This window comes from Methylobacterium sp. AC832 (genome assembly GCF_979256025.1).
In genome coordinates, this window is sequence record NZ_CEEDMV010000003.1 from 368,326 (window position 1) to 389,495 (window position 21,170).

The following is a 21,170-nucleotide window of genomic DNA, read 5'->3' on the forward strand; positions in this document are numbered from 1 at the left end:
AACGCACATTGCGTAACACGTTGTGCGTAGCTGCGCGGATGGATACGCCCGCAGAACGCCTTCAGTTTCTCCGCAAGCGCGCAGGGTTCGCCACGGCGACCGATGCCGCACGAGCCTATGGCTGGACGGTTTCGACCTATCTCGGTCACGAGAACGGGGATCGCACTCCAGGCAGAGAGAGCGCGAAGCGCTACGCGGCTGCCTTCAAAGAGCGTTGGGAGTGGATCCTCGAGGGGGGCCAGACCGCATTAGGCGTCGACGTCGACACCGTTCCTATCGTCGGTGACGTCGGAGCAGGCGGGCGCGTGAACTTCGAGGGCGAGTCGCAGGGGAGCAATGACCGGGCTCCGAAGCCTCCGGGATCATCGCCCAACACCGTAGCGGCGCGAGTACGCGGTGATTCCATGCCCGGAATCGCCGAGGATCAGTGGCTGATCTACTATGACGAGCGGGTTGCGGGCGTGCCGGATGATTACGTCGGCGAACTTTGCATCGTCTGGTTAAGTGATGAACGGGTCTACGTGAAGAAAGTGTACCGGGGTAGAGACCCCGGCACATTCGATCTTATGTCTAGCGGCTACGAGCCTATTAGAAACGAAGAGGTGGATTGGTCCGCAAAAGTGACGTGGATCAAACCTCGCTAATAGTCATCGACCTCTGGCACTTCGCCAATTCTAGCGAGGAATGTCGGGTTCTCGAAATCGTTGTCTCCGTCATTTCCATCCCTAGCATACGCGAGGGCGCCGACGGCCCGGTTCTCGTTGACAAGCCGTTCTGCCAGCCTTTTGGCTGCTTCCGGACTATGGCAACTCCTGACCGGTGCGGCGGCAATACGTCCCTTTGTGGTTTTAACGAAGGGCTGGACAGCGAAATACTGAACCTGTGCCATTACAAACCTCGGCGTGACTCTGCTTCTACGCCAGGGTGCAACCTTCATGAGAACGGAACAAGAACAAACTTTGCTTATCCCCATTCGCCTGTTCCGGCTGTGGATAAGTTGACGCTCCACGCTCTGTAAAATGGCGCTACGCATTATGCGTTGACACCAATTACGCATCATGCGTAGTATCTGGACATCGCCCCACGGTGATGGAGCCACAACGTGACCCGCCACACTCCACTTCGCGACAGCCATCCGCAGAACCTTCACCAGGATGGCACGATCGTTTTCCGGATCGTCCTGCGCCAGGCCCGCGCCCATCGCCGCGCCTATGACCGCGACCTCGCCGACGCCCTGCGCGCTGGTCGCATCACCGGGCTTCCGGATCGCCTGAAGCGGCTGCGCGTCGCCATGAAGACGCTGCGGAACGAGATCGCCCACAACCGGGCCTTCTACGCCGTCACGAACGAGCCGACGCACGTCTACGAGCAGGTCGACGTCGAGTACGCCGGGCAGGTCTGGAAAGAGCTGGTCTACGTCGGCCCGATCGCCCCGGCGGTCGTTGAACTGCGCGAGGCCGCGTGATGGCTGGGCCCGCCGTCTCCCTTACGAATTTGGAGCTCGGTTCAGCCGAGCGCTTCGACGGCACGCCCGTCACCGACAGCGCGATCATCTACGCTGGCGACATTACGATCATGTTCGACGGCGAAGGTTCGGACGCCCTCGCTGCCGGGGTTGCCCGTGCCGCTTCCTCGCATGGGGATATGGTCTCAGCGCTGAAGCTGGCCCTCGAGTATTGGGCTCATCGTCAGCGACGGTACAAGAACCGGCATCCCGTCTGGGTTCAGGATGCCCGCGCCGCCCTCGCGAAAGCGGAGGGGCTGTGATGTCGGCCGCTCCCCGCACCCTCGCCGATACCGGCATCTCCGGCGTCATCGTCGACCGCGAGACCTACACCTCGCAGGACGTCTTCAACGCAGGTTTCGACGCCCGGGATGAGGGCATTTCCCTCGGCATGGTCTTCGCAGCCCTAGAGCACGCTCGGCACGCTCAGATGTCGGCGCAGAGCGCCGTGACCCGCATTCAGCGTCAGCTTCCGAAGGTAGCGACGGCCTCCGCTGATGCCGTCCGCCGGCATGATTTGCCCGAGCTTGTCGCGCAGTTCCGCGCCCTCGCTGACGCCCTCGAGGCCGCTGCGAAATCCCCCGCTCCCGCTCTGCGCGAAGCCGCCTGACCGGCGCTCGCCCGCACCCTTCCGCCCTCGAACCTCGCAAGGCCCGCCATGTCGGCCGCACCCATCCTCACCGCTCTTGGTATCGCGGGCATCGTGACCACCGTCGCGGTCGCCTTCATGCCGATCCTCTTCGCCGACATGCGCCGGGCCGTGAAGCGTGGCCTTCGCCACGACGGCAAGACGGACGCCACGGCGCTCACCCTGATGATCTTCGGTCTGTTGCTCATGGGCGCGGCCGGCGTCGGGTCAGTCTGGCTGGGGGCGAACTGGTCATGAGCCGCGCCCTCCGCCTCGCGGTCGGCTTCGTCCCGACCGTCACTCTCTGGCTCATCGCAGCCCTGGGCGAACGCCTCGAATACCACGCCGGCCGGGGCTTCTTCCGCCTCCGCGACTGGATGGATTGCCCCCGATGAAGCGCTCATCCGCACAGGCCAAGGCCGCAGCCGCCCTCGCACAGCTCGGCAGTCGGACGCCATGGGCGACGCTCACCCGGAGCGGACGCGACGTCATCGATGCCGATGGCCGCATCGTCCTTCACGTGATCCCGACCGGCAACGCCAGAGCGGACCACGACCTCGCCGCCGTCATCGCCTTCGTCGTGAACGCCCTTTGCGGCGCGGACGACAGCGCCCTTCAGCACGAGGAGGCCGTGCACGAGAGCTCGGCCGCCTTCATCGCCCGGGTGTCCCTGCCCGATTCCTTCCCTGACGCCGCTGAATGAGCCCCGCCATGAAGATCCTTCAACTCCAGGCCGAGAACGTGAAGCGGCTGAAAGCCGTCTCCATCACGCCCGACGGCAACATCGTCGAGATCACCGGCCGCAACGGCCAGGGCAAGTCCAGCGTCCTCGACGCGATCTGGTGGGCCCTCGCGGGTACGTCGCACATTCAGGCCGTGCCGATCCGTAAGGGCGAGAACGAGGCTCGCATCCGCCTGGACCTCGGCGAGATCAAGGTGACCCGCACGTTCAAGCGCCAGGACGACGGCACCTTCCCCACGAAGATCCTTGTCGAGAGCGCGGACGGAGCCCGCTATCCCTCGCCACAGCGGATGCTCGACAGCCTCCTCGGCGCCCTGTCGTTCGACCCGCTGGCCTTCACCCGCATGGACGGGAAGGAACAGCTCGAGGCGTTGAAGCGCTTCGTCCCCGGTGTCGATTTCGACGCGATCGACAAGGCGAACAAGGCCGATTTCACCACGCGCACCGAGGTGAACCGCGAGGCGCGCACCCTGCGCTCGCAGGCCGCCGGCATCACCCTGCCGGAGGACGCCCCGTTGGAGCGGATCGACGACGCGGCCCTCGTCGCCGAGATGCAGCAGGCGGGCGAGCACAACGCCCTGGTGGAGCGCCGGCGGGCGAACCGAGAGTCGTTCATCGCCGAAACGGAGCGCATGGAGGCTCGCGGCGCCGATCTTCGGGCGCAGGCCCAGGCCCTATACGACCAAGCCGTCGAGGTGGAGTCCATCGCCGCCGGGAAGCGTCGTCAGCTCGCTGAGGCCGAGCCGCTTCCCGAGCCCATCGACACCCTGGATCTGCGCCAGCGCATCGCCGACGCCGGTCGCGTGAACGCCCTCGTCGCCCAGCGCGAGCAGCGGGATCGCATCGAGGCGCAGGCGAAGGACGTCGAGGCCCAGGCCGCCGCCCTCACCAAGGCAATCGAGGACCGCACCGCGCAGCGTCGCGAGGCTATCGCCAAGGCCGAGATGCCCGTGCCCGGCATCGGATTCGGTGAAGACGAGATCCTGCTCGACGGCATCCCGTTCGACCAGGCGTCGAGCGCCGAGCAGCTACGGACGTCGGTGGCAATCGCCATCGCGATGAACCCGAAGCTGCGCGTGATCCGCGTCCAGGATGGATCGCTCCTCGACGAGGACGCCATGCGGATCCTCGCGGAGATGGCAGCCGCCGCCGACTATCAGGTCTGGATCGAGGTCGTTCAGTCCGGCCGGTCGGCCGCCATCGTCATCGAGGACGGCGCCGTCGCTGGCGGTCTCCTCGCGGCTGCGGAGTGATCGCCATGCAGATCGACCGCATCCCCTTCACCACCCGCGAGGCTTGGCTCGCAGCCCGGCAGCAGGACGTCACCGCGTCCGTCGCGGGCGCCATCCTCGGCGTTCACGAGTACACCACGGCCTTCGAGCTGTGGGCGCTGAAAAGCGGGCTGCTTTCGGAGGACCCGACCGAGTCCCCGGCAATGCGACGCGGCCGTCTCCTCGAAGACGACGCTCTTGCCATCCTCGCGGAGGAGCGCCCGACCTGGACCGTCGAGGCTGGCGATCAGACCTACCTCCGGGCGCCGTCCGTTCGGATCGGGTGCACCCCTGATGCCTACGCCACCGATCCTGATCGCCCCGGCCGAGGCATCGTGCAGGTCAAGACAACGTCCGACCTCATCTTCCGCAAGAAATGGAAGGACGAGGACGGCACGGTAAACCTGCCGATCTGGATCGCTGTGCAAGCCATCGTCGAGGCGCGGCTCACCGGCGCATCGTGGGCCTGTGTCGCCCTCCTCGTGGTCGGTCACGGCCTCGATCTACACGTCATCGACATCCCGCTTCACGCTGGGATTTGGGACCGGCTCGTCCAGGAATCGGCGGCATTCTGGCATCGGGTCGAAACCGGCGAGGCCCCGGCAGCCGACTATGCCCGCGATGGCGACACCATCGGTGCGCTGTGGCCGCCGGACGATCAGGTCGAGGCGCTCGATCTGTCCGCCGACAACCGCCTGCCTGCGATCCTCGACGAACAGGAGGGGATCAAGGCCCGCATGAAGATCGACAAAGAACGCCTCGACGAGATCAAGGCCGAGATCGTCGAAAAGCTCGCCGGCGCCACGCTCGCTCGTCTCGGCGACGGCCGCGAGATCACCCGGACGATGCAGCGCCGGTCCGAATTCACGGTCAAGGCCAGCATTTTCCCCGTCCTGCGCATCCGCGCCCAGAAGAAGGCCAAAGCAGCATGAGCAACGCCCTCGCACTTACCGACACCGAGCGTCGCATAGCGGAGCGCATCGACACGACGGCAGCCAACGCGCTCGCCGTCTCCGATCAAGCAGGCGGTCTGTCGTTCGTCAGCATGGCGCAGATCATGGAGTTCGCGAAGATGATGTCCGTAGGCGGCATCGCGATCCCGAAGCATCTGCGCGCCAATCCCGGGGCCTGCATGGCGGTGACGCTCCAGGCCGTCGAATGGCGGATGTCGCCCTACGCCGTGGCGAACAAGAGCTACAGCGTGAACGACCGGCTCGCCTACGAGTCCCAGCTCGTGCAAGCCGTCATCCTGCAGCGCGCGCCGATCAAGGGCCGCTTCAAGGTCAGGTACGAGGGAGAGGGCGCCAAGCGGAAGTGCACCGTCACCGCGACGCTGAACGACGGCTCGGATGAGTCGGTCGATTACACCTCACCCGAGTTCGGCCTGATCCTGCCGAAGAACTCGCCGCTGTGGAAGACCGACCCTGATCAGCAGCTGTTCTATTACTCTGGCCGTGCTCTCTGCCGTCGGCATTTCCCTGACGTGCTCCTCGGCGTCTACGCCAAGGATGAGATCGAGGATGTTCCGGCCCTTGCGTCCGGCCCCCGCGACGCCAGCCCTGCGAAGGGCATCAATGCTCGGCTGGACGCGCTGGCAGCTGGGCCGAAGCCGGTGGTGGAAGCCGTCGACGACTTCGTGTCGGTGGCCACGGATGCAGCCGAGGCGAGTGAAGACGAGGATCGCACCGTCGAGCACGACGATGTCGAGCGCGAGCCGGAAATCGACCCAGAGAGCCGCGATTACAAGCTCGGTTACGAGGGCGGAATCCAGGGGCTCCGCAAGGGCCTGACGGCCGACATCAAGAACGACCCCGTGCGCCTCGCCAACTTTGAGGCGGGCCAGACCGCCGGCCGGGCGCAGTCCGAGAAGGAGGACTGAGCCATGCTGATCCGTGTCGTCGATCTAGAAACCACCGGCTTCGAGCCGCCCGCTGGCATCTGCGAGATCGGGTTCTGCGACCTCGTGAAGGACGGGGAGGGCTGGTTCGTCGGCATGCCCGGCAGTCTGCTCGTCGATCCCGGCCATCCGATCCCGCCCGAGACGTCCGCTGTGCATCACATCGTCGATGCCGACGTGGTCAGCGCCCCGGTCTTCGAGGAAGCAGCGCTGAGCACCTTCTTCGACGAAGAGCGGATGCAGGCGGAGCGCCTGGTGCTCGTCGCCCATAACGCCAAGTTCGAGCGCCAGTGGCTTACCCCAGAGGTTACGGGCGAAGCCGATTGGATCTGCACGTACAAATGCGCGCTACGCATCTGGCCCGACGCTCCGGCGCACAACAACGGGACGCTGCGGTACTGGCTCAACCCCGAGGGCCTCGCTCGCCATCGGGCTGATCCGGCGCACCGTGCCGGGCCGGACGCCTACGTGACCGCCTTCATCCTGCGCGAGATGCTCAAGGTGACGTCGCTCGACGATCTGGTCGACATCTCATCGCGGCCAGCGCTCCTCCCGAAGTGCAACTTCGGCAAGCACCGCGGCACGCCGTGGGCCGACGTGCCGTCCGATTACCTGCGCTGGGCCTCTGGTCAGCAGATGGACGAGGACGTCGCCTTCACGGTTCGGCACCACCTGGCCGAACGAGCGAAGCGCTGACCCCCCCCTCGCATCTCGCATCAGGAGACCGCCGCATGAACACGAAATCCACCACCGACATCGACCGCACCGTCGGCCTGCGCATCACCACTCTGCGCAAGGCCAAGGGCCTGTCGCAGACCGAACTCGGCCAGGCCATCGGCGTCACGTTCCAGCAGGTCCAGAAATACGAGAAGGGCGCGAACCGGGTCAGCGGCGGTCGCCTGCAGCAGGTCGCCCAGGTCCTGGAGGTGCCGGTCTCGGCCTTGTTCGGCGAGGACGAGACAGAGGGCCAGAGCGAGGTGTTCGGCTTCCTCGCCGAGACCGGGGCCGTGGATCTGCTCCACGCCTACGCGTCGATCCAGGATGCCGAACTGCGCAGGAACGTCCTCGCCATCGTGCGCACCGCCGTGCGGATGAGCGTCGGCCCGGTTGAGGGCAACGCGTGATGTTGACCGCCCACGAACCCCGAACCCATGCCGAAATGCATGCCCGCAAGATCCTGGCGGATCGCCGTGGAGAGGAAGCTGCCTTGCGCCTAGTCGCGCCGGCGGCGAAGATCGCCATCCCTGCGCTACCCCCGATGCCTACCGGTGACATCGTCCTCGGCACCGCCGACTCCGGCGGTAACGTCGGCATCGACTTGCAGGCCCTCATCGAGGGGCGTCTCCTCGTTCAGGGCGCGTCCGGCTCCGGCAAGTCATGGACGCTGCGCCGGTTGCTGGAGCAGACCGCCGGGAAGGTTCAGCAGGTCGTCATCGATCCGGAGGGCGAGTTCAGCAGCCTCGCGGAGGCCTACGGGCATCTTCGCGTGGAAGCGCACCGCCTCGATGCGGCGGCACTCGCCACCCTGGCGCATAAGGTCAGGGAGCACCGTCTCTCGATCCTCGTCGACTTCTCGGACCTCGATCGCGAGGGCCAGATGATCGCAATCGCGGCGCTGTTCGGTGCGTTGATCGACAGCCCGCCGGAGCACTGGAACTCGACGATCGTCGCCGTCGACGAGGCGCACCTATTCGCGCCGTTCGGCGGTCACTCGTCGGCGCCGGCGTCGGTGCGCAATGCTTCGATCGCAGCCGTTACGGACCTTATGAGCCGAGGCCGCAAGCGCGGGCTCGCCGGCATCCTGGCGACCCAGCGCCTCAACCGACTGTCGAAATCGGTCATCTCCGAGGCCCACAATTACCTCATCGGCCTGAACACCCTGGATCTCGACATCAGGCGTGCGGCCGAGACCATCGGATGGGATGCCCGTCGAGCCTTCGACCGGCTCCCTATGCTCAAGCCCGGCGAGTTCGTGGCGGTCGGTTCGGCGTTCTCCCGCAGCCCAGCCGTGACGCATGTCGGGCCAGTGCAGACGCAGCACCGTGGCGCCGCCCCGACGCTCGCAGCGCCCGCACCGCTCGATGCCAATGCAGCTGCTCGGCTCCTGGATCTCGAGCACCTGGCCGGCGTCTCGGCGGCCGATGCTGAAACCCGCGCGGCCGCCGCGATCTCACCGGGCCTTCGGGCTGTTCGGGCCTTCATCCGGGATCCTGCCTTCGCTGTCGCCGGCAAGGCATGGGGAGCGCTTCTGCCCCTCGCTCCGGAAGGCGCCACCGTCGTCGAGCTCGCCGCCTTCCTGGAAGTGCCGGCTGCCGAACTCACCGCCGGCCTGGCCCTCCTGGATGTTCAGGGGGTGCTCGAGTTCAGCGGGGAGGGCGCCAGCCGTGCCGTCCGCGTCGAGAGAAACCTCGCGAAGGAGCTGCGCCAGTGAACACGCTCACCCCCGTATCCTTCAAGAAGGGCCGAGCGAGCGAGCCTCGGCTTTCGACCCCATACGTCCCCGGCAAGCGCCACCCCCGCTTCTGGACGGACGCCGAGGACCAGGTCGTTCGGGATCACTACCCGACCGGCGGCGTCGCCGGCTGCCTGATGCGCCTGCCCGGCCGGACAGCCTCTGGGGTCCACCAAGCCGCACGCCGCCTCGGCATCGGTTCGGAGAAGATGACGGCCGAGCGTCAGACGCACGCCTACGGTCCCGAGATGGACGAGCGGATCAAGCAGGCCTGGCCGAACCTGAAAGGTCGGGGCGCCGTCGATAACCTCGCGCTCGAGCTCGACGTGCCGCGCTGGTGGCTCTCGAAGCGCGCGACAAAGCTCGGTCTGACCAATCCTCACCGGAAAGAGCCGCCGTGGACTGAGGCGGAGAACGCGCTCATGCGGAAGGTGCCGCTCCATAACCCGGAGATGGCCGCTCGCATGTTTCGCGAGCACGGATTCCATCGCACCGCCACAGCCATCGTTGTCCGCGCTAAGCGGTTGGAGATCTCCCGCCGGACGCACGAGACGCTTTCGGCGCGAGCAGCTGCAGACATCCTCGGTGTCGACAACAAGACGATCACGGCGTGGTGCATCGCCGGCGACATCAAGGCTGGGCGCCGCGGGTCGAAGCGGTTGTCCCAGCAGGGCGGCGACGTGTGGGCCATCGAGCCTGCCGACCTTCGCCGGTTCGTTCTCGACAACCTGGACCGCATCGACATCCGCAAGGTCGACAAGTTCGCCTTCGTCGACCTGATCGCAGGGAAGGCCGCGTGATGGTCGCCTACAGCTTCAAGAAGCAGTTCGGCCCGCCGATCCTGGCAGGCACCAAGGCGCAGACGATCCGCGCCGACCGGAAGCGCCACGCGCGGCCGGGCGAGGAGCTGCAGCTCTACACCGGGATGCGGACCAAGCATTGCCGGCTCATCGCGCGGGTACCCTGCATTGATATCCAGCCCGTGCGGCTGGTCTTCTCGAAGCGCGGTGCAGCCGAACTGATCCAGGTCGGCGACGGGTATCTCGTGAGCAGCGCCGCGATGGACAATTTCGCGCGCGCGGATGGCTTCCGGGACATCCCCGACATGGCAGCTTTCTGGTGGAGCGAGCATCCGCCCGAGGGGGGCAATGTCCTTGTGTTCGAGGGCGTGGTGATCCGTTGGACGCCGCTCGCCCCGGCCGACGCGCTCGACATCGGAGCCGCAGCATGACGGGCATGAGCGCGGACACTGACCCGAAGCCTGACGGCTGGCACCCCTGGCCGCAAGCCGAAGGGCACACGATGCGTGACGCTCTCTACGTCGGCGGCGGTGCCGTCGCCACCGTGGAGGCATTTTCCGACAACGGTCCCTGGTACGCCAACGCGATCACGCCGGAAGGCGAGAGTGTCCGGCGTGGGCCAGGGTCGACGCTTGAAGGTGCCATTGCTTGGGCCGAGCAGATCACCGGATACCGGGTGAAGAGGGTGCCGAGCATCGCAGAGGGGAGGGCGGATTGAGCACGCTTCCAAGCGCCGCCCGCGCCAGCGGGATCACCGAACACACGCCGCTCCGGCTCGCCGCAGCGGCAGAGATCGCCTTCCCGAGCGGAGGCATGACGGTTTCCGGCCTGCGCCGAGAAGCTGCTCGCGGTCGGCTTGCGATCATGCGAATTGCGGGGAAGGATTGGACGACGCTCCGCGCCATCGAGGACATGAAACGCCAATGCCACGTCCAGCCAAAGGCGCTCGACTCTACCTCGTCCCCGATCGCTGCGACGCCACCGGCCGCGTCACCCGACCCTCGAAATGGGTCATCCGAGACGGCGCCAAAGTGCACGCCACAGGATGCGCTCCAGACGATGTTGCAGGGGCTCATCAAGCCCTCGCCGATTACCTCCGCGCGTCCCACAGGCCGGCGCGCACGGAACGTGGTCTCTCTTCCATCAAGATCGCCGACGTCCTGAGTATCTACACCGCCGACGTCGTGAAGCCTCACCCCGACGTCGCCCGGATCGCCCGCCGCATCGCGCGGCTGAATGAATGGTGGGGGAATCGCTCGCTCGCCGAGGTCACGGGAGCGACCTGCCGAGCCTATACCGCGTCGAGGGGATCACCAGGCGGTGCCCGTCGGGATCTTCAGGACCTGTCGGCCGCCATCGGTCATCACCACCGCGAAGGCTACCACCGCGAGATCGTGAAGGTGGCGCTCCCGAAGCGCGGGGACGCCCGCGAGCGCTGGCTCTCGCGCTCCGAGATCGCACACTTGGTCTGGACGATGTGGCGTGCCCGGGAGGGTGATCGCATCGACGCCGACGGTAAGCGGAAGACCGGCAACACCACGAAGGGGCGCCACACGATGCGCCATCTCGCGCGCTTCGTCCTGCTTGCCTACACGACCGGAAGCCGACCGGGGGCAGCACTGACGGCGAGTTGGCATGCCGCCGCCGGCCGCTCCTATCTCGATCTGGACGCCGGGATCTTCTACCGGCTGCGCGAGGGCGCCCAGGCGACGAACAAGCGCCAGCCGCCCGTCCGCCTGCCGAAGGGTATCCTGGCGCATCTCCGCCGGTGGCAGCGCCTCGCCGGCCCCGACGCCTCGGGCTACGTCGTGGAATGGCGCGGCAAGCCGATCGAACGCGTGAAGGTCGGGTTCGCGAATGCCGTCGAGCTGGCCGGGTTGGGCGAGGGCGTGAGCCCGCATACCCTGCGCCATTCGGCGATCACGCACATGATGCAGTGCGGCGTCCCGACCTATGAGGCCGCAGGCTTCTCGGGGATGGGTGAGGAGGTCCTGCGCCGCCACTACGCTCACCATCACCCGGACCACATGGGCGAGGCCGTCTCTGCGATGGGCGGGGCAGGGCGCAAAGCGGGTGCGCTACAGGAACGCTACAGATTAGCGTGAACCGAACGCGAACGTTGCAGTATATTCGTAGCCGACCGTCGTTGATTTCATTGGCTTTTTAAGCAAAGCCGGACGTTATGAGCGGTCGGCTCTAACCATTGAGCTACAGGCCCCACGCCTATCCCGTAAAAGGAAAGAGGGGGCTTCGTCCAGCCGTGGGGAGTCCGAAGATCACGGATTTTCGCTGGTTGGCCCTCTCCCGTCATTGCGCGATCGAGGCGTGCGGTATCCGTTCCGGGCAGCCTGTTTATGCCGGACGGTTCAGATATTGACGGGTGGTGTAGAGCCGGATCGGCTTTTGTCGTCCTGTCAGCGAAGCTCCAGACGCCGACCGTCGCTGGTCGAGATTCATCCCTCGGCGACCGGCAGGCCCTCCGACATATGCGCAGCGATGAGATTCGGGCTGTGGGGTCGAAGGCGGGGCACAGCGGTGTTGGATGAGAATGGAGACTCCCATGGGGCAAGGTCGTCTTCGCGTTAAGGTCATGTTAACCCTAGGCCGACGATCGTTCCCCGACGGACCAGGGGTCTGCCGATCCGATTGAGGAGCCGATGGGCCGCACGATCCTCGCTTGCCGGCTCGCCGCTTCATCTCTCGCCTGCGCCCTTGCAGGATCGCCCGTTCTGGCCCAGGAACCGCTCCTCCTGAGAATCAGGCCTCCCGACGCCGCTCCGGCCGAGATCGGCGCCAGCGGGGGAATGCCATCGGCGGAGGAAGTGGCACGGGCCCGGGCCGCTCGTGAAGCGGTGTGGGAGCGAGCCGACCGCCGCGCCCGCATCGCGATCGCCTCCGTCTGCAGCGGCTGTCTGCAGCCGGAGCGGCCGGCGCGGCCCAATCCTCAACCGCGCCCGGAGGACGCCGTCGTCCGGACGCAGACGACACCGCCCGCCGCCGACACGGCTCCGGCCCACACACTCGCCCAGACATCCACGAGCCAGACAGGTATTCCATGACCCAGTCGCACCCCACCAGCGGCGCCGAGCCGGATCCCGCCTGCCCGGTCTCCCTCGACCTGCTCGGAGCGGTCTACCGTGCCGAGCCCGAGGACCTGCCCGAGATCCTCGCCGAAATCCCCCCCACCACTCGCGCCAAGCTTGCCGTCTATCTCTACGGCAAGAGCCACATGCATCAGCTCGGCCTCTCTGTCGCCCGAGCCTGCGAGCGGGACGACCTCGTGCGTGTCGCGGGCGAGATCGGCTCGGTGGTCCATGGCCAGGCGCAGATGAAATCCGCACGGCCCGCGGCTCCGAACCCCGCCGCCCCGCCGCCGCCCCGCAAGATCAGCCTCGGCGGCGGTTCGGCCCCGAAGAAGATCAGCCTCGGCGGGTCCTCTGCGAAGTCGCGCTCCTTCGATTGAGACGCGCTCACGGAATCGTGCATCCGTGACGTCGGTTCGACAGAGCCGCCCGTTTCGACCATGGCGAGCCGCGTGGCATAAGCGCGGCCATTGCGCCCATCGGCGTGGAGAGGACTGACATGTTCGGTGCGTGGTGGAAGCTCGGCATGGACGCGACCCTGCTCGCGATGGAATCGCAGCAGGTGATCGGCCTTCGTCTCGCGAAGCTTTCCCTGGGCGGTCCGGCCGCGCAGATCGAGGCTCAGCGTATGGTCAGCGAGAAGATCATGGCGGCCGGCGAGGCTGCCATGATGATCGCGACCGGGGTCTCCACGCAGAAGGTGGTCACGGGATACCGCCGAAAGGTCCGCGCCAACGCGCGACGCCTCTCGCAAGCCTGAGACGCCCTGGCCGCGGGGCGACATTAACCGAGCATTAACCAACCTCCGCTTCCATCGGGGCCACCACCCACGAGGAGAGCGCGAATGAATCCCTTCGAGCAGCTGGTGCGCGAGCGCGCCTATGACATTTGGGAAAGCGAGGGCCGAGTGTTCGGCCGCGCCGAGGATCACTGGCTGACGGCCGAGGCCGAGTTGCGCGCGGCGAGCCTTTCCGCACCGGTCTACGTTCAGCCCGTGACCGCCGATCTCAGCCTGGCACCGAGCCCGGCCAAGACCCTGAAACCCCGCGCCTCGCGGAGCACCGCCGCCAAGGCCGTCGCCGAGAAGGCCGTGGTCCAGGCGTCCGAGACCGCGCCGCGCCAGACCAGGACGGCCAGCGCCAAATCGTCTTCGGCCAAGGCTGCTTCTGCCAAAACACCGGCCGCGCCCAAGGCGCCCAAGGCCGCCTCGACCAAAACTGCCGCGACCAAGACTGCATCGAGCTCCACGGCGACGAAGCCGCTCCGCGCCACGAAGCCGCGCGCCGTGGCGCCGATGGAATCCGCCGCGACCGTGCATTGACGGCAAGCGGCTCCGCTCAAGCCCGCCGCCCCTCGCCGGGCGTCGGGCTTCTTTTTTGTACCTTGTGATTCAGGCGGCGCGCCGTCGCTCGCTCCACCACCAAAGCGCGGCCGCCACCATGGCGAGCGCGAGCGGGACTACGTTGAACACTGCCACAGCCGGCCAAGCCTGGGCTGTCCAGAACCATCCGCCGGCCGAACCAAGGCAGCTCGAACCGAGATAGTCAGCGCGAAGGTACAGGGACGCTGCATGGCCCTTGGACTCGGTCGCCATCCGACCGACCCAGCCGCTCGCCACCGAACGCGCCACGAAGAACCCGACCGTGACCGCCGCAACGCCGACGATCATGCCGGGAAGCGAGGGCAGCAGCGTGAGGGCGATGCCCACCGGCATGATCAGGATCCCCGAGGCGAGGATAGGACCACGACCGAACCGGTCCGCCAGGGAGCCTGCGGTCGAGGATGACATCACCCCGAACAGGAACACGGCGAAGACCAGACTGATCTGGACCTGGTTGAGGCCGTAGGGCAGGGCACTCAGCCGGAACGTCAGGTCGTTGAAGGTCGCGACGAAGACGCCGAGAACGAGGAACCCGGTGGCGAAGAGCAGCGGCAGGCCGGGATGACGCAGGTGACAGGCCCAGGCTCCCAGATGGTAGGCCGTGTTGATGCCCGAACGCCTGATGAAACGGACCATGTCGAGCGCGGCATCTGGGTCGGGGAAATGCTGAGAGCGTAGGGACAGGTCGGGCAGAACCAATGGAGATCCTCTCCGTTCTGGTCCGCCCTTCCCATGGCGCAGCGATGGGATGGGCGGAACGTCGCGACAACCTTTGCTGTTATAGGATCACGTGATCGATTCGCGCCGGATCCCGGCCAGTGCTTCCGAGGCCTGTGATGAAGACCGCCTTTTCCGCCTTGCTCGCCCTGACGATGATGGCGGCTCCCTTTGCCGCCGAGGCCGGTTCCGGTCCCTATCGGGATCGTCCGGTGGTGCGGGACATCGACTCCACCGGTGGCATCACGGTGGGTGGCCGGGCGCCGTGGAACCAGGCCTGGGAATACGATTCCGGCAGCGATAACGACCGCCGGCCGGAACTGCCCTATTATCAGCAGGGCCGTGGCCAGCAGACCGGCGGGCCGGCACGCAACCTCTTGCCCGATGACGGTCTCCACATTGTCCCGCGCTGAGGGTCCAGTCTGGAACCGCTCTGCAAGCCACACATGACACAAATGCGTCAGAACCGGCCGCCGGCTATGAATAGTCGGCGAAAGGGACTGGCGGAGGCGGACGTCTTCGCGTAGCGAACCGCCCGGGGAAAAGTGATCCCGAGCGACGGAACGCAGACCATGGCGCATCAGGCCCAGTCGAGCTTCGATTCTCAGCGTCCTTATGAGCGGATGGCGCTCCAGGACCAGGTCGAGGCCGCAGTTCAAGACGGCACGACCCCGATCAGCCGGCTTCTGCGGCTGATGTTCGCCGTCGATGCGGATGCAACGGCCAACGAGAACCTGCGCCTGCGCCTGCGGGCGCGTATCGGCGCACCGCGCAGCGTCTGATCGTCGGCAGACGTAGCCTATCGCCGCCGACGTGCGGAGCGTGGCTGGGAACGCGCCATGCAAGTCATGTAGATCTGCCGGCCGACCGCGTAGAGCCCAATCCCACCCGGATCGGGCGTGACGAACACCTTCGCACGCGCCTCGTTACGGCAGGCTGCATCCTGCGGGCTCTTGATCGGGGCCTCTGCTCGAGCCTGCGAGACCAATCCCAACAATCCCACAGCGACCATGCAGGCGATGCGGCGTCCTCGACGGCCAGCCGATTCTCCACCGCATGATCCGGTAGTTTCACCCATGAGTTTACCCCCCTTCGTTGCGGCTAAGGTAGGGCGGTTCGTCGGAAAAGCGCATCGGTATTAGGTGCCGAATATCCGCTTCCCTCCGGCACGACTCCCTATGGTTTGATCCAGAGGCAGGAGGGCTCGTCCCTCACCGCGAGGCATTCGAACGGAGCGCCGCCGATCATGGCGCGGTGTTCCGGTGCGCCGACACGATCGCGGGCGATTCGGCGGCAGCCGGGATGGTCGCCGAGATCGGCCCGAGCCTGCCCCATCAAGACCCGCAGGTTGACCAAGGTATCGCAGGCGACCACCTCGCTCGCCGACATCGAGCCGGCGCCGGCCAGGGTCGTTCCCGCCATGCCCACTCCCGTCATGATCGACAGGAGAGCGATTCCCCGGCGTTGCGACAGCTTCATGGTGTGGATCTCCGGCTTCGCTCTACCGGAGGCGATATAGGGCGCGCTGCGGCATCGCCCGCCGCCATGCCGCGCCGTCAGCGCTTGGATTTGGGGGGCGGCGCCTTTTTGACCGCTCGCGCCGGATCGGCCGGGACGACCGTTCCGGCGATGGTCCAGGAACAGATGCTGGTTCCGGTGATGCCAACGCAGTCGTACTCGTTGCCGTTGAGGGCGGCATGGTCCGTGATGGCATTGACCGTATCACGTCCGAGAAGATTGCAACTCAGGTGGTCGGCCTTCGGATCGGCCAGGGTCGCGGCCGCTTTCTTGAGGTCACCTTCCGACTGGCGCAGGAGAAGACGCAGATTGGCCAATGACGGGCAGCCAATCGCCGGCGCGGAGGGCAGGGCCGCCGACGACGGCAGGGGCGTCGGAGCTTTGGCCGGCTGCGCTTCGGCGCGCGCCGCCCCTATCGCTGCGAGGAACAAGGCCGCCAGTGGGCGGGAACGGGATCCACGCCTCATGCTGCGCGCCTCGCCTTCGCGTAGCGCTTCACCGCACGGTCCCGACGAAGCCGCGACAGGCGCTCAATCCAGAAAATGCCGTCGAGCTGGTCGATCTCGTGCTGCAGGCAGGCCGCCTCGAACCCCTCCGATTCGATTTCATGCCAGGCCCCGTCGAGATCGGCATAGCGAAGGCGTATCCGCGCCGCCCGCTCCACGATGTCGGAGACGCCCGGCATCGAGACGCTGCCCTCGGTCTGAGGCTCCGTCTCGGGTGAGGCGAAGACGATCTCCGGATTGACGTAGATCGTCGCCGGCGTACCGGGCTCGAGCCGCAAAGCCACTACGCGGGCGAACCACCCCACATGTGGCCCGGCGAGGCCGATGGCCGAAACCCGGGCGAGGGCGGCGACGAGATCCGCGGCATCGCGGCGAAGGTCCTCGTCGAACACGCTTACCGGTTCGGCGCGCAGACGCAGCCGTGGATCGGGGTAGAGGATCAGCGACTGGACCGGCACGGGGTAGGGGACCTTCGGCAGAGAAGCTTCGGCAAATACCCTTTGAATGAGGCGATGCGTGGATACGCGATCGGCCCGGCGCTGTCCAAGCAAGGCCCTCGCGGCATCTGGGCTCGGGTTCGGCCGGGGCACCCATCCGCGACAGCGAAGCCGTGCCTCGCGGATCGTGCCCGTGGTGCCCCGCCTTCCGCTTCCGCGCGCCATGCCGTAAGGCCGCGGGACAGATCTCAGGACAACGATGCGCGCATGATCCGCCTCGAGAAAATCGGCAAGCAGAACGGACGGCAGATCGTCTTCATCGAGGCATCCGCCGCGCTCCAGAAGGGCGAGAAGGTCGGCCTCGTGGGGCCGAACGGCGCCGGCAAGACCACCCTGTTCCGGATGATCACCGGCGAGGAGGAGCCCGACGAGGGTCAGGTCGCCACCGACAGGGGCATCACCATCGGCTATTTCAGCCAGGATGTCGGCGAGATGTCGGGCTGCTCCGTCGTCTCCGCCGTGATGGACGGGGCCGGCCCGGTAAGCGTGGTCGCCACAGAACTGAAGCAGATCGAAGCCGGCCTCGCCGATCCCGACCGGATGGACGAGATGGATGCGCTCGTGGAGCGCTACGGCGAGGTCCAGGCCCGGTTCGAAGAGCTCGACGGCTACGCCCTCGAAGGTCGTGCCTACGAGGTGCTGGCGGGGCTGAGCTTCTCCCCGGAGATGATGGACGGCGACGTCGGCAAGCTCTCGGGCGGCTGGAAGATGCGCGTGGCTTTGGCCCGCATCCTCCTGATGAACCCGGACGTGATGCTCCTCGACGAGCCGTCCAACCATCTCGACATCGAGAGCCTGATCTGGCTCGAGGCGTTCCTCAAGAACTACGAGGGCGCCCTGCTGATGACCTCGCACGACCGCGAGTTCATGAACCGCATCGTCTCCAAGGTGATCGAGATCGACGGCGGCACACTCACCACCTATTCAGGCGACTACGGCTTCTACGAGCAGCAGCGGGCCCTGAACGAGACGCACCAGCAGGCGCAGTTCGAGCGCCAGCAGGCGATGCTCGCCAAGGAGATCAAGTTCATCGAGCGCTTCAAGGCGCGGGCCTCCCACGCCGCACAGGTGCAGAGCCGGGTGAAGAAGCTCGACAAGATCGAGCGGGTGGAGCCCCCCAAGCGCCGGCAATCGGTGGCGTTCGAGTTCCAGCCGGCGCCGCGCTCCGGCGACGACGTCGTCATCATCAAGAACGTGCACAAACGCTACGGCAGCCGCACCATCTACGAGGGACTCGACTTCTCGATCCGCCGCCGGGAGCGCTGGTGCGTGATGGGTATCAACGGTGCCGGCAAATCCACCCTGCTCAAGCTCGTGACCGGCTCGACCCCGCCCGACGACGGCAGCATCGCCGTGGGGGGAAGCGTCAAGCTCGGCTACTTCGCCCAGCACGCCATGGACCTCCTCGACGGCGAGCTCACCGTGTTCCAGGACCTGGAGCGCTCGTTCCCGCAGGCGGGCCAGGGGAGCCTGCGGGCGCTGGCCGGCTGCTTCGGCTTCTCCGGCGACGATGTCGAGAAGCGATGCCGCGTGCTCTCGGGCGGCGAGAAGGCCCGGCTGGTCATGGCCAAGATGCTGTTCGACCCGCCGAACTTCCTCGTCCTCGACGAGCCGACCAACCACCTCGACATGGGCACCAAGGAGATGCTCATCACGGCGCTCGCGAACTACGAGGGCACGATGCTGTTCGTGAGCCACGACCGGCACTTCCTCGCCGCCCTGTCGAACCGCGTCCTCGAACTCACCGCCGACGGCATCCATCAATATGGCGGCGGCTACACCGAATACGTCGCGCGCACCGGCCAGGAGGCACCGGGGCTGAGGAGCTGAGCGGCTGGTTTCCCCCTCTCACCGCGGGCGGGGCGAGGGGATGCACGGTAACGAAAGCGCCTCGAACCCGATCACCCCAGGAGACCGACCATGGATGCCAAACTTGCTGACATCGTCAGGGCGGCGGCGGCACAGGCCCGGCGCAAGGCCCGCGCCTTCGACGGATCGTCGTCGAAGGACGCATTGCCCTGGGCGGTGATCGAGGCCTTCGATGCCGACGTGCGTGGGCATGTCGAGCGCGACCGCCGGATCGAAGAGGAACGCGACCGGGTTCTCATCGCCGCCGTCAATTTCGCCGAGACACCGGTCGAGGACGGCGAGGAGGCGGTCGGGGCCGCGCGGGATGCCCTTATCGATGCGATCGACTACCTCGAACAGGCCGTCCTGCGCTTCGGAAGCGTCAACCGCCAGGGAGCCAGGCTCGGCTACGGCGAGACGGGACAGAGGGTAACCGACGGACGGTGAGGGTTTCGCCCTCCGGGGGTGAACCCGGACGGTCGACATGAGAACGGGCCAGGCTCCCGCGAGCCCGACCCGTTTGTAGGTCCACGCGGTGGAATCGGGTCAGGCGGCCCGCACCGTGGCGAGGAAGCGGTGCACTTCTCCGGTGAGATGTTCGGATTGCTGAGAGAGTTCGCCAGCGGCTCCGAGCACTTGGCTCGCGGCGGCTCCGGTCTCTTCGGCAGCACTGGCCACGCCGGCAATGTTGCTCGTCACCTCGTTGGTACCGGCCGAGGCCTGCGAGACGTTGCGCACGATCTCCTGCGTCGCCGCGCTCTGCTGCTCGACCGCCGCCGCGATGGCAGTCGCCACGGCATTGATGTCCCGGATCCGCATCGTGATCGAACCGATGGCCGAGACCGCCTGACCGGTGGCGCCCTGGATGTGGCCGATCTGCTGGGAGATCTCCTCCGTGGCGCGGGCCGTCTGGTTGGCCAGTTCCTTCACCTCGGCGGCGACCACCGCGAAGCCCCGGCCCGCTTCACCGGCGCGCGCGGCCTCGATGGTGGCGTTGAGGGCGAGCAGGTTGGTCTGGCTGGCGATGGTCGAGATCAGGCTCACGACATCCCCGATCCGGCTCACGGCACCGCTGAGTTCCTGCACGAGGCCGGCCGTGGTGTCGGCCTCCGTGACGGCGGATTGTGCGAGAGTGGCGGAGCTCGAGACCTGTCGGCCGATTTCCTGCACGGACGTGCCGAGTTCCTCGGCAGCGGCAGCGACGGTGTTCACGTTGACGGCGGCCTCCTCGGCTGCGGCGGCCACGGTGGTGGATTGCGACGCGGTCTGCGTCGCCGTCACCGTCATGGCCTGCGCCGTGGCCTGAAGCTCGGTGGCGGAGGAGGAGACCATGCCGATGATGCCGCCGACGGCCGTCTCGAAATCCTCGGCCATCTTGCGCATTCCAGCACGGCGCTGCTCCTCGGCGGAAGCCCGGGCGAGGACCGTGTCCCCTTCGAGCTGACGCGTGCGGATCAGGTTGGTCCGGAACACTTCCACCGCCTGGGCCATCTCGCCGATCTCGTCGCGGCGGCCCATGGACGGAACGGCGGTCGTCTCGTCACCGCCGGCGATGTGACGCATGGCCTGGGTCATGCGCTCGATCGGGCGGGCAACGCCGAGGAACGAGAAGATCATGGCTGAGACGGCCATCACGATGCAGACCGTGAGCATGATGATCGAGATCCGGATCGCTTCGGCCTGCTGGCTGCGCGCCGCCTCTCCGGCGGCGTTGGCAGCTACCACGTTGATCTCGACCAGACGGGTGGCCGCGTCGGCGACCGCCCGATAATTCGCGTGGTTGCCTTCGCGGAAGAAGCTCAGCGCCTGGTCCCTGTCGGTCTCGCGCATGGAGCGGAGCTTTCCCCAATCGGCCTTCAGAATCTCCATCTTGGCGATCAGATCCTCATAGATCGCCTTTTCTTCCGCTCCGGAGATCAGGGACTTGTAGTCTTCGATGGACTTGTTGCGCTCCAGCATCATTTCGTTCGCAAGCTTGAGATCGGCCTGCTCGATGGTGCTGTTGGGAGCGGTCAGGTAGCGCAGCTGGGACGTGCGGACCCGGAGCACCAGACGATTGATCTTGTCGGCCTGGGTCACCGACGGCACGGCATTGTCGACCAGAACGGCAATCTTCGTGCCGATGTCCTGAAGCTTGTATAGGGCCACCAAGCCCTGCGCTGCCGAAATCGAAACGACGATGCTGAACAGACCGATCAGTACGGCCTTGATCGACAATCGCATGACTTATACTCCCCCAACGATACAATGATAATAACCGAATAAAGAGTCTTATTTAATATTTTATAACTACTTGTATGAAATATAGTTCATCGATATTTGATTT

The 21,170-nt window shown here is 66.4% G+C and carries 30 protein-coding genes; 25 read left to right on the top strand and 5 right to left on the bottom strand.

The features are described 5' to 3' along the window. The first annotated feature begins 38 nt into the window (after positions 1-38). The 21 genes from AC0IXR_RS13310 (at position 39) to AC0IXR_RS13410 (ending at position 13,698) form a co-directional block, all read left to right on the top strand. Positions 39-644, top strand: a complete 606-nt coding sequence (locus AC0IXR_RS13310; protein ID WP_471761051.1) for a LexA family transcriptional regulator — start codon at positions 39-41, stop codon at positions 642-644. Positions 645-1,102: 458 nt separating this feature from the next. After that, positions 1,103-1,465: a hypothetical protein gene (locus AC0IXR_RS13315; RefSeq protein ID WP_471761053.1), complete on the top strand. Its 363-nt coding sequence runs from the start codon at positions 1,103-1,105 to the stop codon at positions 1,463-1,465. Continuing rightward, positions 1,465-1,767: a hypothetical protein gene (locus tag AC0IXR_RS13320; RefSeq protein ID WP_471761054.1), complete on the top strand. Its 303-nt coding sequence runs from the start codon at positions 1,465-1,467 to the stop codon at positions 1,765-1,767. The genes AC0IXR_RS13315 and AC0IXR_RS13320 overlap by 1 nt, the downstream gene beginning before the upstream one ends. Beyond that, positions 1,767-2,114, top strand: a complete 348-nt coding sequence (locus AC0IXR_RS13325) for a hypothetical protein (protein WP_471761056.1) — start codon at positions 1,767-1,769, stop codon at positions 2,112-2,114. Before AC0IXR_RS13320 ends, AC0IXR_RS13325 begins: the two co-directional genes overlap by 1 nt. Positions 2,115-2,162: 48 nt before the next feature. Next, positions 2,163-2,390, top strand: coding sequence for a hypothetical protein (locus tag AC0IXR_RS13330; protein ID WP_056426526.1), 228 nt, complete (start codon positions 2,163-2,165; stop codon positions 2,388-2,390). Beyond that, a complete protein-coding gene (locus AC0IXR_RS13335; protein WP_471761058.1) occupies positions 2,387-2,527 on the top strand; it encodes a hypothetical protein in 141 nt (46 codons plus the stop codon). The genes AC0IXR_RS13330 and AC0IXR_RS13335 overlap by 4 nt, the downstream gene beginning before the upstream one ends. Further along, entirely contained in the window at positions 2,524-2,835 is a 312-nt protein-coding gene (locus tag AC0IXR_RS13340; protein ID WP_471761060.1) for a hypothetical protein, read from the top strand. The genes AC0IXR_RS13335 and AC0IXR_RS13340 overlap by 4 nt, the downstream gene beginning before the upstream one ends. A gap of 8 nt (positions 2,836-2,843) precedes the next feature. Then, positions 2,844-4,127, top strand: a complete 1,284-nt coding sequence (locus tag AC0IXR_RS13345) for an AAA family ATPase (protein ID WP_471761061.1) — start codon at positions 2,844-2,846, stop codon at positions 4,125-4,127. A gap of 5 nt (positions 4,128-4,132) precedes the next feature. After that, positions 4,133-5,077, top strand: coding sequence for a YqaJ viral recombinase family nuclease (locus tag AC0IXR_RS13350; protein ID WP_471761062.1), 945 nt, complete (start codon positions 4,133-4,135; stop codon positions 5,075-5,077). After that, entirely contained in the window at positions 5,074-6,024 is a 951-nt protein-coding gene (locus AC0IXR_RS13355; protein ID WP_471761064.1) for a recombinase RecT, read from the top strand. Before AC0IXR_RS13350 ends, AC0IXR_RS13355 begins: the two co-directional genes overlap by 4 nt. A 3-nt stretch (positions 6,025-6,027) precedes the next feature. Continuing rightward, positions 6,028-6,738: an exonuclease domain-containing protein gene (locus AC0IXR_RS13360; protein ID WP_471761066.1), complete on the top strand. Its 711-nt coding sequence runs from the start codon at positions 6,028-6,030 to the stop codon at positions 6,736-6,738. A gap of 35 nt (positions 6,739-6,773) precedes the next feature. Continuing rightward, positions 6,774-7,166 (top strand): helix-turn-helix domain-containing protein, encoded by a 393-nt coding sequence (locus AC0IXR_RS13365; protein WP_471761067.1) that lies wholly within the window; start codon positions 6,774-6,776, stop codon positions 7,164-7,166. After that, the gene (locus AC0IXR_RS13370; protein ID WP_471761069.1) at positions 7,166-8,473 is read left to right on the top strand and encodes a helicase HerA domain-containing protein; all 1,308 of its coding nucleotides are present in this window, start codon (positions 7,166-7,168) and stop codon (positions 8,471-8,473) included. Before AC0IXR_RS13365 ends, AC0IXR_RS13370 begins: the two co-directional genes overlap by 1 nt. Continuing rightward, complete coding sequence (locus tag AC0IXR_RS13375; protein ID WP_471761071.1) at positions 8,470-9,294, top strand: helix-turn-helix domain-containing protein; 825 nt, start codon at positions 8,470-8,472, stop codon at positions 9,292-9,294. The genes AC0IXR_RS13370 and AC0IXR_RS13375 overlap by 4 nt, the downstream gene beginning before the upstream one ends. Further along, the gene (locus tag AC0IXR_RS13380) at positions 9,294-9,725 is read left to right on the top strand and encodes an ASCH domain-containing protein (RefSeq protein WP_471761299.1); all 432 of its coding nucleotides are present in this window, start codon (positions 9,294-9,296) and stop codon (positions 9,723-9,725) included. Before AC0IXR_RS13375 ends, AC0IXR_RS13380 begins: the two co-directional genes overlap by 1 nt. Then, positions 9,722-10,012 carry a hypothetical protein gene (locus AC0IXR_RS13385; protein WP_471761072.1) on the top strand — a complete coding sequence of 97 codons (291 nt, stop codon included), beginning with the start codon at positions 9,722-9,724 and terminating at the stop codon, positions 10,010-10,012. Before AC0IXR_RS13380 ends, AC0IXR_RS13385 begins: the two co-directional genes overlap by 4 nt. A gap of 205 nt (positions 10,013-10,217) precedes the next feature. Beyond that, positions 10,218-11,399: a tyrosine-type recombinase/integrase gene (locus AC0IXR_RS13390; protein ID WP_471761074.1), complete on the top strand. Its 1,182-nt coding sequence runs from the start codon at positions 10,218-10,220 to the stop codon at positions 11,397-11,399. Between the two features lie 552 nt (positions 11,400-11,951). Continuing rightward, complete coding sequence (locus tag AC0IXR_RS13395) at positions 11,952-12,353, top strand: hypothetical protein (RefSeq protein WP_471761075.1); 402 nt, start codon at positions 11,952-11,954, stop codon at positions 12,351-12,353. Then, the gene (locus tag AC0IXR_RS13400; RefSeq protein WP_018043878.1) at positions 12,350-12,757 is read left to right on the top strand and encodes a hypothetical protein; all 408 of its coding nucleotides are present in this window, start codon (positions 12,350-12,352) and stop codon (positions 12,755-12,757) included. The genes AC0IXR_RS13395 and AC0IXR_RS13400 overlap by 4 nt, the downstream gene beginning before the upstream one ends. Positions 12,758-12,876: 119 nt before the next feature. Beyond that, positions 12,877-13,137 (top strand): hypothetical protein, encoded by a 261-nt coding sequence (locus tag AC0IXR_RS13405; protein WP_056433811.1) that lies wholly within the window; start codon positions 12,877-12,879, stop codon positions 13,135-13,137. 84 nt (positions 13,138-13,221) lie between these two features. Next, the gene (locus AC0IXR_RS13410; RefSeq protein WP_471761077.1) at positions 13,222-13,698 is read left to right on the top strand and encodes a DUF2934 domain-containing protein; all 477 of its coding nucleotides are present in this window, start codon (positions 13,222-13,224) and stop codon (positions 13,696-13,698) included. 69 nt (positions 13,699-13,767) lie between these two features. On the opposite strand, the gene AC0IXR_RS13415 is transcribed toward AC0IXR_RS13410, so the two are convergent. Continuing rightward, positions 13,768-14,457 carry an MFS transporter gene (locus AC0IXR_RS13415; protein WP_471761078.1) on the bottom strand — a complete coding sequence of 230 codons (690 nt, stop codon included), beginning with the start codon at positions 14,455-14,457 and terminating at the stop codon, positions 13,768-13,770. Positions 14,458-14,594: 137 nt separating this feature from the next. On the opposite strand from AC0IXR_RS13415, the gene AC0IXR_RS13420 reads away from it, so the two are divergent. Continuing rightward, positions 14,595-14,888, top strand: a complete 294-nt coding sequence (locus AC0IXR_RS13420) for a hypothetical protein (protein ID WP_461227144.1) — start codon at positions 14,595-14,597, stop codon at positions 14,886-14,888. A 159-nt stretch (positions 14,889-15,047) separates the two neighbouring features. Next, positions 15,048-15,257 carry a hypothetical protein gene (locus AC0IXR_RS13425; RefSeq protein ID WP_056433825.1) on the top strand — a complete coding sequence of 70 codons (210 nt, stop codon included), beginning with the start codon at positions 15,048-15,050 and terminating at the stop codon, positions 15,255-15,257. A 394-nt stretch (positions 15,258-15,651) separates the two neighbouring features. Here the strand turns inward: AC0IXR_RS13425 and AC0IXR_RS13430 are convergent, their stop codons facing one another. The 3 genes from AC0IXR_RS13430 to AC0IXR_RS13440 all read right to left on the bottom strand — a co-directional run bounded on the left by AC0IXR_RS13430 (position 15,652) and on the right by AC0IXR_RS13440 (position 16,957). After that, entirely contained in the window at positions 15,652-15,954 is a 303-nt protein-coding gene (locus AC0IXR_RS13430) for a hypothetical protein (RefSeq protein WP_471761079.1), read from the bottom strand. A gap of 77 nt (positions 15,955-16,031) precedes the next feature. Next, positions 16,032-16,460, bottom strand: coding sequence for a hypothetical protein (locus AC0IXR_RS13435; protein ID WP_246747972.1), 429 nt, complete (start codon positions 16,458-16,460; stop codon positions 16,032-16,034). After that, positions 16,457-16,957, bottom strand: coding sequence for a peptide deformylase (locus AC0IXR_RS13440; protein ID WP_471761080.1), 501 nt, complete (start codon positions 16,955-16,957; stop codon positions 16,457-16,459). The genes AC0IXR_RS13435 and AC0IXR_RS13440 overlap by 4 nt, the downstream gene beginning before the upstream one ends. A 246-nt stretch (positions 16,958-17,203) precedes the next feature. On the opposite strand from AC0IXR_RS13440, the gene AC0IXR_RS13445 reads away from it, so the two are divergent. Both AC0IXR_RS13445 and AC0IXR_RS13450 read left to right on the top strand, forming a co-directional pair. After that, positions 17,204-18,826 carry an ABC-F family ATP-binding cassette domain-containing protein gene (locus tag AC0IXR_RS13445; protein WP_471761081.1) on the top strand — a complete coding sequence of 541 codons (1,623 nt, stop codon included), beginning with the start codon at positions 17,204-17,206 and terminating at the stop codon, positions 18,824-18,826. Between the two features lie 90 nt (positions 18,827-18,916). After that, positions 18,917-19,291, top strand: coding sequence for a hypothetical protein (locus AC0IXR_RS13450; RefSeq protein ID WP_471761082.1), 375 nt, complete (start codon positions 18,917-18,919; stop codon positions 19,289-19,291). 99 nt (positions 19,292-19,390) lie between these two features. On the opposite strand, the gene AC0IXR_RS13455 is transcribed toward AC0IXR_RS13450, so the two are convergent. Beyond that, positions 19,391-21,067 (bottom strand): methyl-accepting chemotaxis protein, encoded by a 1,677-nt coding sequence (locus AC0IXR_RS13455; protein WP_471761083.1) that lies wholly within the window; start codon positions 21,065-21,067, stop codon positions 19,391-19,393. Positions 21,068-21,170: the final 103 nt, after the last annotated feature.

Coding starts and splice junctions, on each gene's coding strand:
- AC0IXR_RS13390 (WP_471761074.1), top strand. CDS start 10,218: ATGCCACGTCCAGCCAAAGGCGCTCGACTCTACCTCGTCCCCGATCGC.
- AC0IXR_RS13450 (WP_471761082.1), top strand. CDS start 18,917: ATGGATGCCAAACTTGCTGACATCGTCAGGGCGGCGGCGGCACAGGCC.
- AC0IXR_RS13365 (WP_471761067.1), top strand. CDS start 6,774: ATGAACACGAAATCCACCACCGACATCGACCGCACCGTCGGCCTGCGC.
- AC0IXR_RS13385 (WP_471761072.1), top strand. CDS start 9,722: ATGACGGGCATGAGCGCGGACACTGACCCGAAGCCTGACGGCTGGCAC.
- AC0IXR_RS13370 (WP_471761069.1), top strand. CDS start 7,166: ATGTTGACCGCCCACGAACCCCGAACCCATGCCGAAATGCATGCCCGC.
- AC0IXR_RS13330 (WP_056426526.1), top strand. CDS start 2,163: ATGTCGGCCGCACCCATCCTCACCGCTCTTGGTATCGCGGGCATCGTG.
- AC0IXR_RS13430 (WP_471761079.1), bottom strand. CDS start 15,954: ATGAAGCTGTCGCAACGCCGGGGAATCGCTCTCCTGTCGATCATGACG.
- AC0IXR_RS13325 (WP_471761056.1), top strand. CDS start 1,767: ATGTCGGCCGCTCCCCGCACCCTCGCCGATACCGGCATCTCCGGCGTC.
- AC0IXR_RS13320 (WP_471761054.1), top strand. CDS start 1,465: ATGGCTGGGCCCGCCGTCTCCCTTACGAATTTGGAGCTCGGTTCAGCC.
- AC0IXR_RS13355 (WP_471761064.1), top strand. CDS start 5,074: ATGAGCAACGCCCTCGCACTTACCGACACCGAGCGTCGCATAGCGGAG.
- AC0IXR_RS13340 (WP_471761060.1), top strand. CDS start 2,524: ATGAAGCGCTCATCCGCACAGGCCAAGGCCGCAGCCGCCCTCGCACAG.
- AC0IXR_RS13310 (WP_471761051.1), top strand. CDS start 39: ATGGATACGCCCGCAGAACGCCTTCAGTTTCTCCGCAAGCGCGCAGGG.
- AC0IXR_RS13420 (WP_461227144.1), top strand. CDS start 14,595: ATGAAGACCGCCTTTTCCGCCTTGCTCGCCCTGACGATGATGGCGGCT.
- AC0IXR_RS13445 (WP_471761081.1), top strand. CDS start 17,204: ATGATCCGCCTCGAGAAAATCGGCAAGCAGAACGGACGGCAGATCGTC.
- AC0IXR_RS13380 (WP_471761299.1), top strand. CDS start 9,294: ATGGTCGCCTACAGCTTCAAGAAGCAGTTCGGCCCGCCGATCCTGGCA.
- AC0IXR_RS13400 (WP_018043878.1), top strand. CDS start 12,350: ATGACCCAGTCGCACCCCACCAGCGGCGCCGAGCCGGATCCCGCCTGC.
- AC0IXR_RS13405 (WP_056433811.1), top strand. CDS start 12,877: ATGTTCGGTGCGTGGTGGAAGCTCGGCATGGACGCGACCCTGCTCGCG.
- AC0IXR_RS13335 (WP_471761058.1), top strand. CDS start 2,387: ATGAGCCGCGCCCTCCGCCTCGCGGTCGGCTTCGTCCCGACCGTCACT.
- AC0IXR_RS13425 (WP_056433825.1), top strand. CDS start 15,048: ATGGCGCATCAGGCCCAGTCGAGCTTCGATTCTCAGCGTCCTTATGAG.
- AC0IXR_RS13350 (WP_471761062.1), top strand. CDS start 4,133: ATGCAGATCGACCGCATCCCCTTCACCACCCGCGAGGCTTGGCTCGCA.
- AC0IXR_RS13410 (WP_471761077.1), top strand. CDS start 13,222: ATGAATCCCTTCGAGCAGCTGGTGCGCGAGCGCGCCTATGACATTTGG.
- AC0IXR_RS13455 (WP_471761083.1), bottom strand. CDS start 21,067: ATGCGATTGTCGATCAAGGCCGTACTGATCGGTCTGTTCAGCATCGTC.
- AC0IXR_RS13395 (WP_471761075.1), top strand. CDS start 11,952: ATGGGCCGCACGATCCTCGCTTGCCGGCTCGCCGCTTCATCTCTCGCC.
- AC0IXR_RS13360 (WP_471761066.1), top strand. CDS start 6,028: ATGCTGATCCGTGTCGTCGATCTAGAAACCACCGGCTTCGAGCCGCCC.
- AC0IXR_RS13435 (WP_246747972.1), bottom strand. CDS start 16,460: ATGAGGCGTGGATCCCGTTCCCGCCCACTGGCGGCCTTGTTCCTCGCA.
- AC0IXR_RS13345 (WP_471761061.1), top strand. CDS start 2,844: ATGAAGATCCTTCAACTCCAGGCCGAGAACGTGAAGCGGCTGAAAGCC.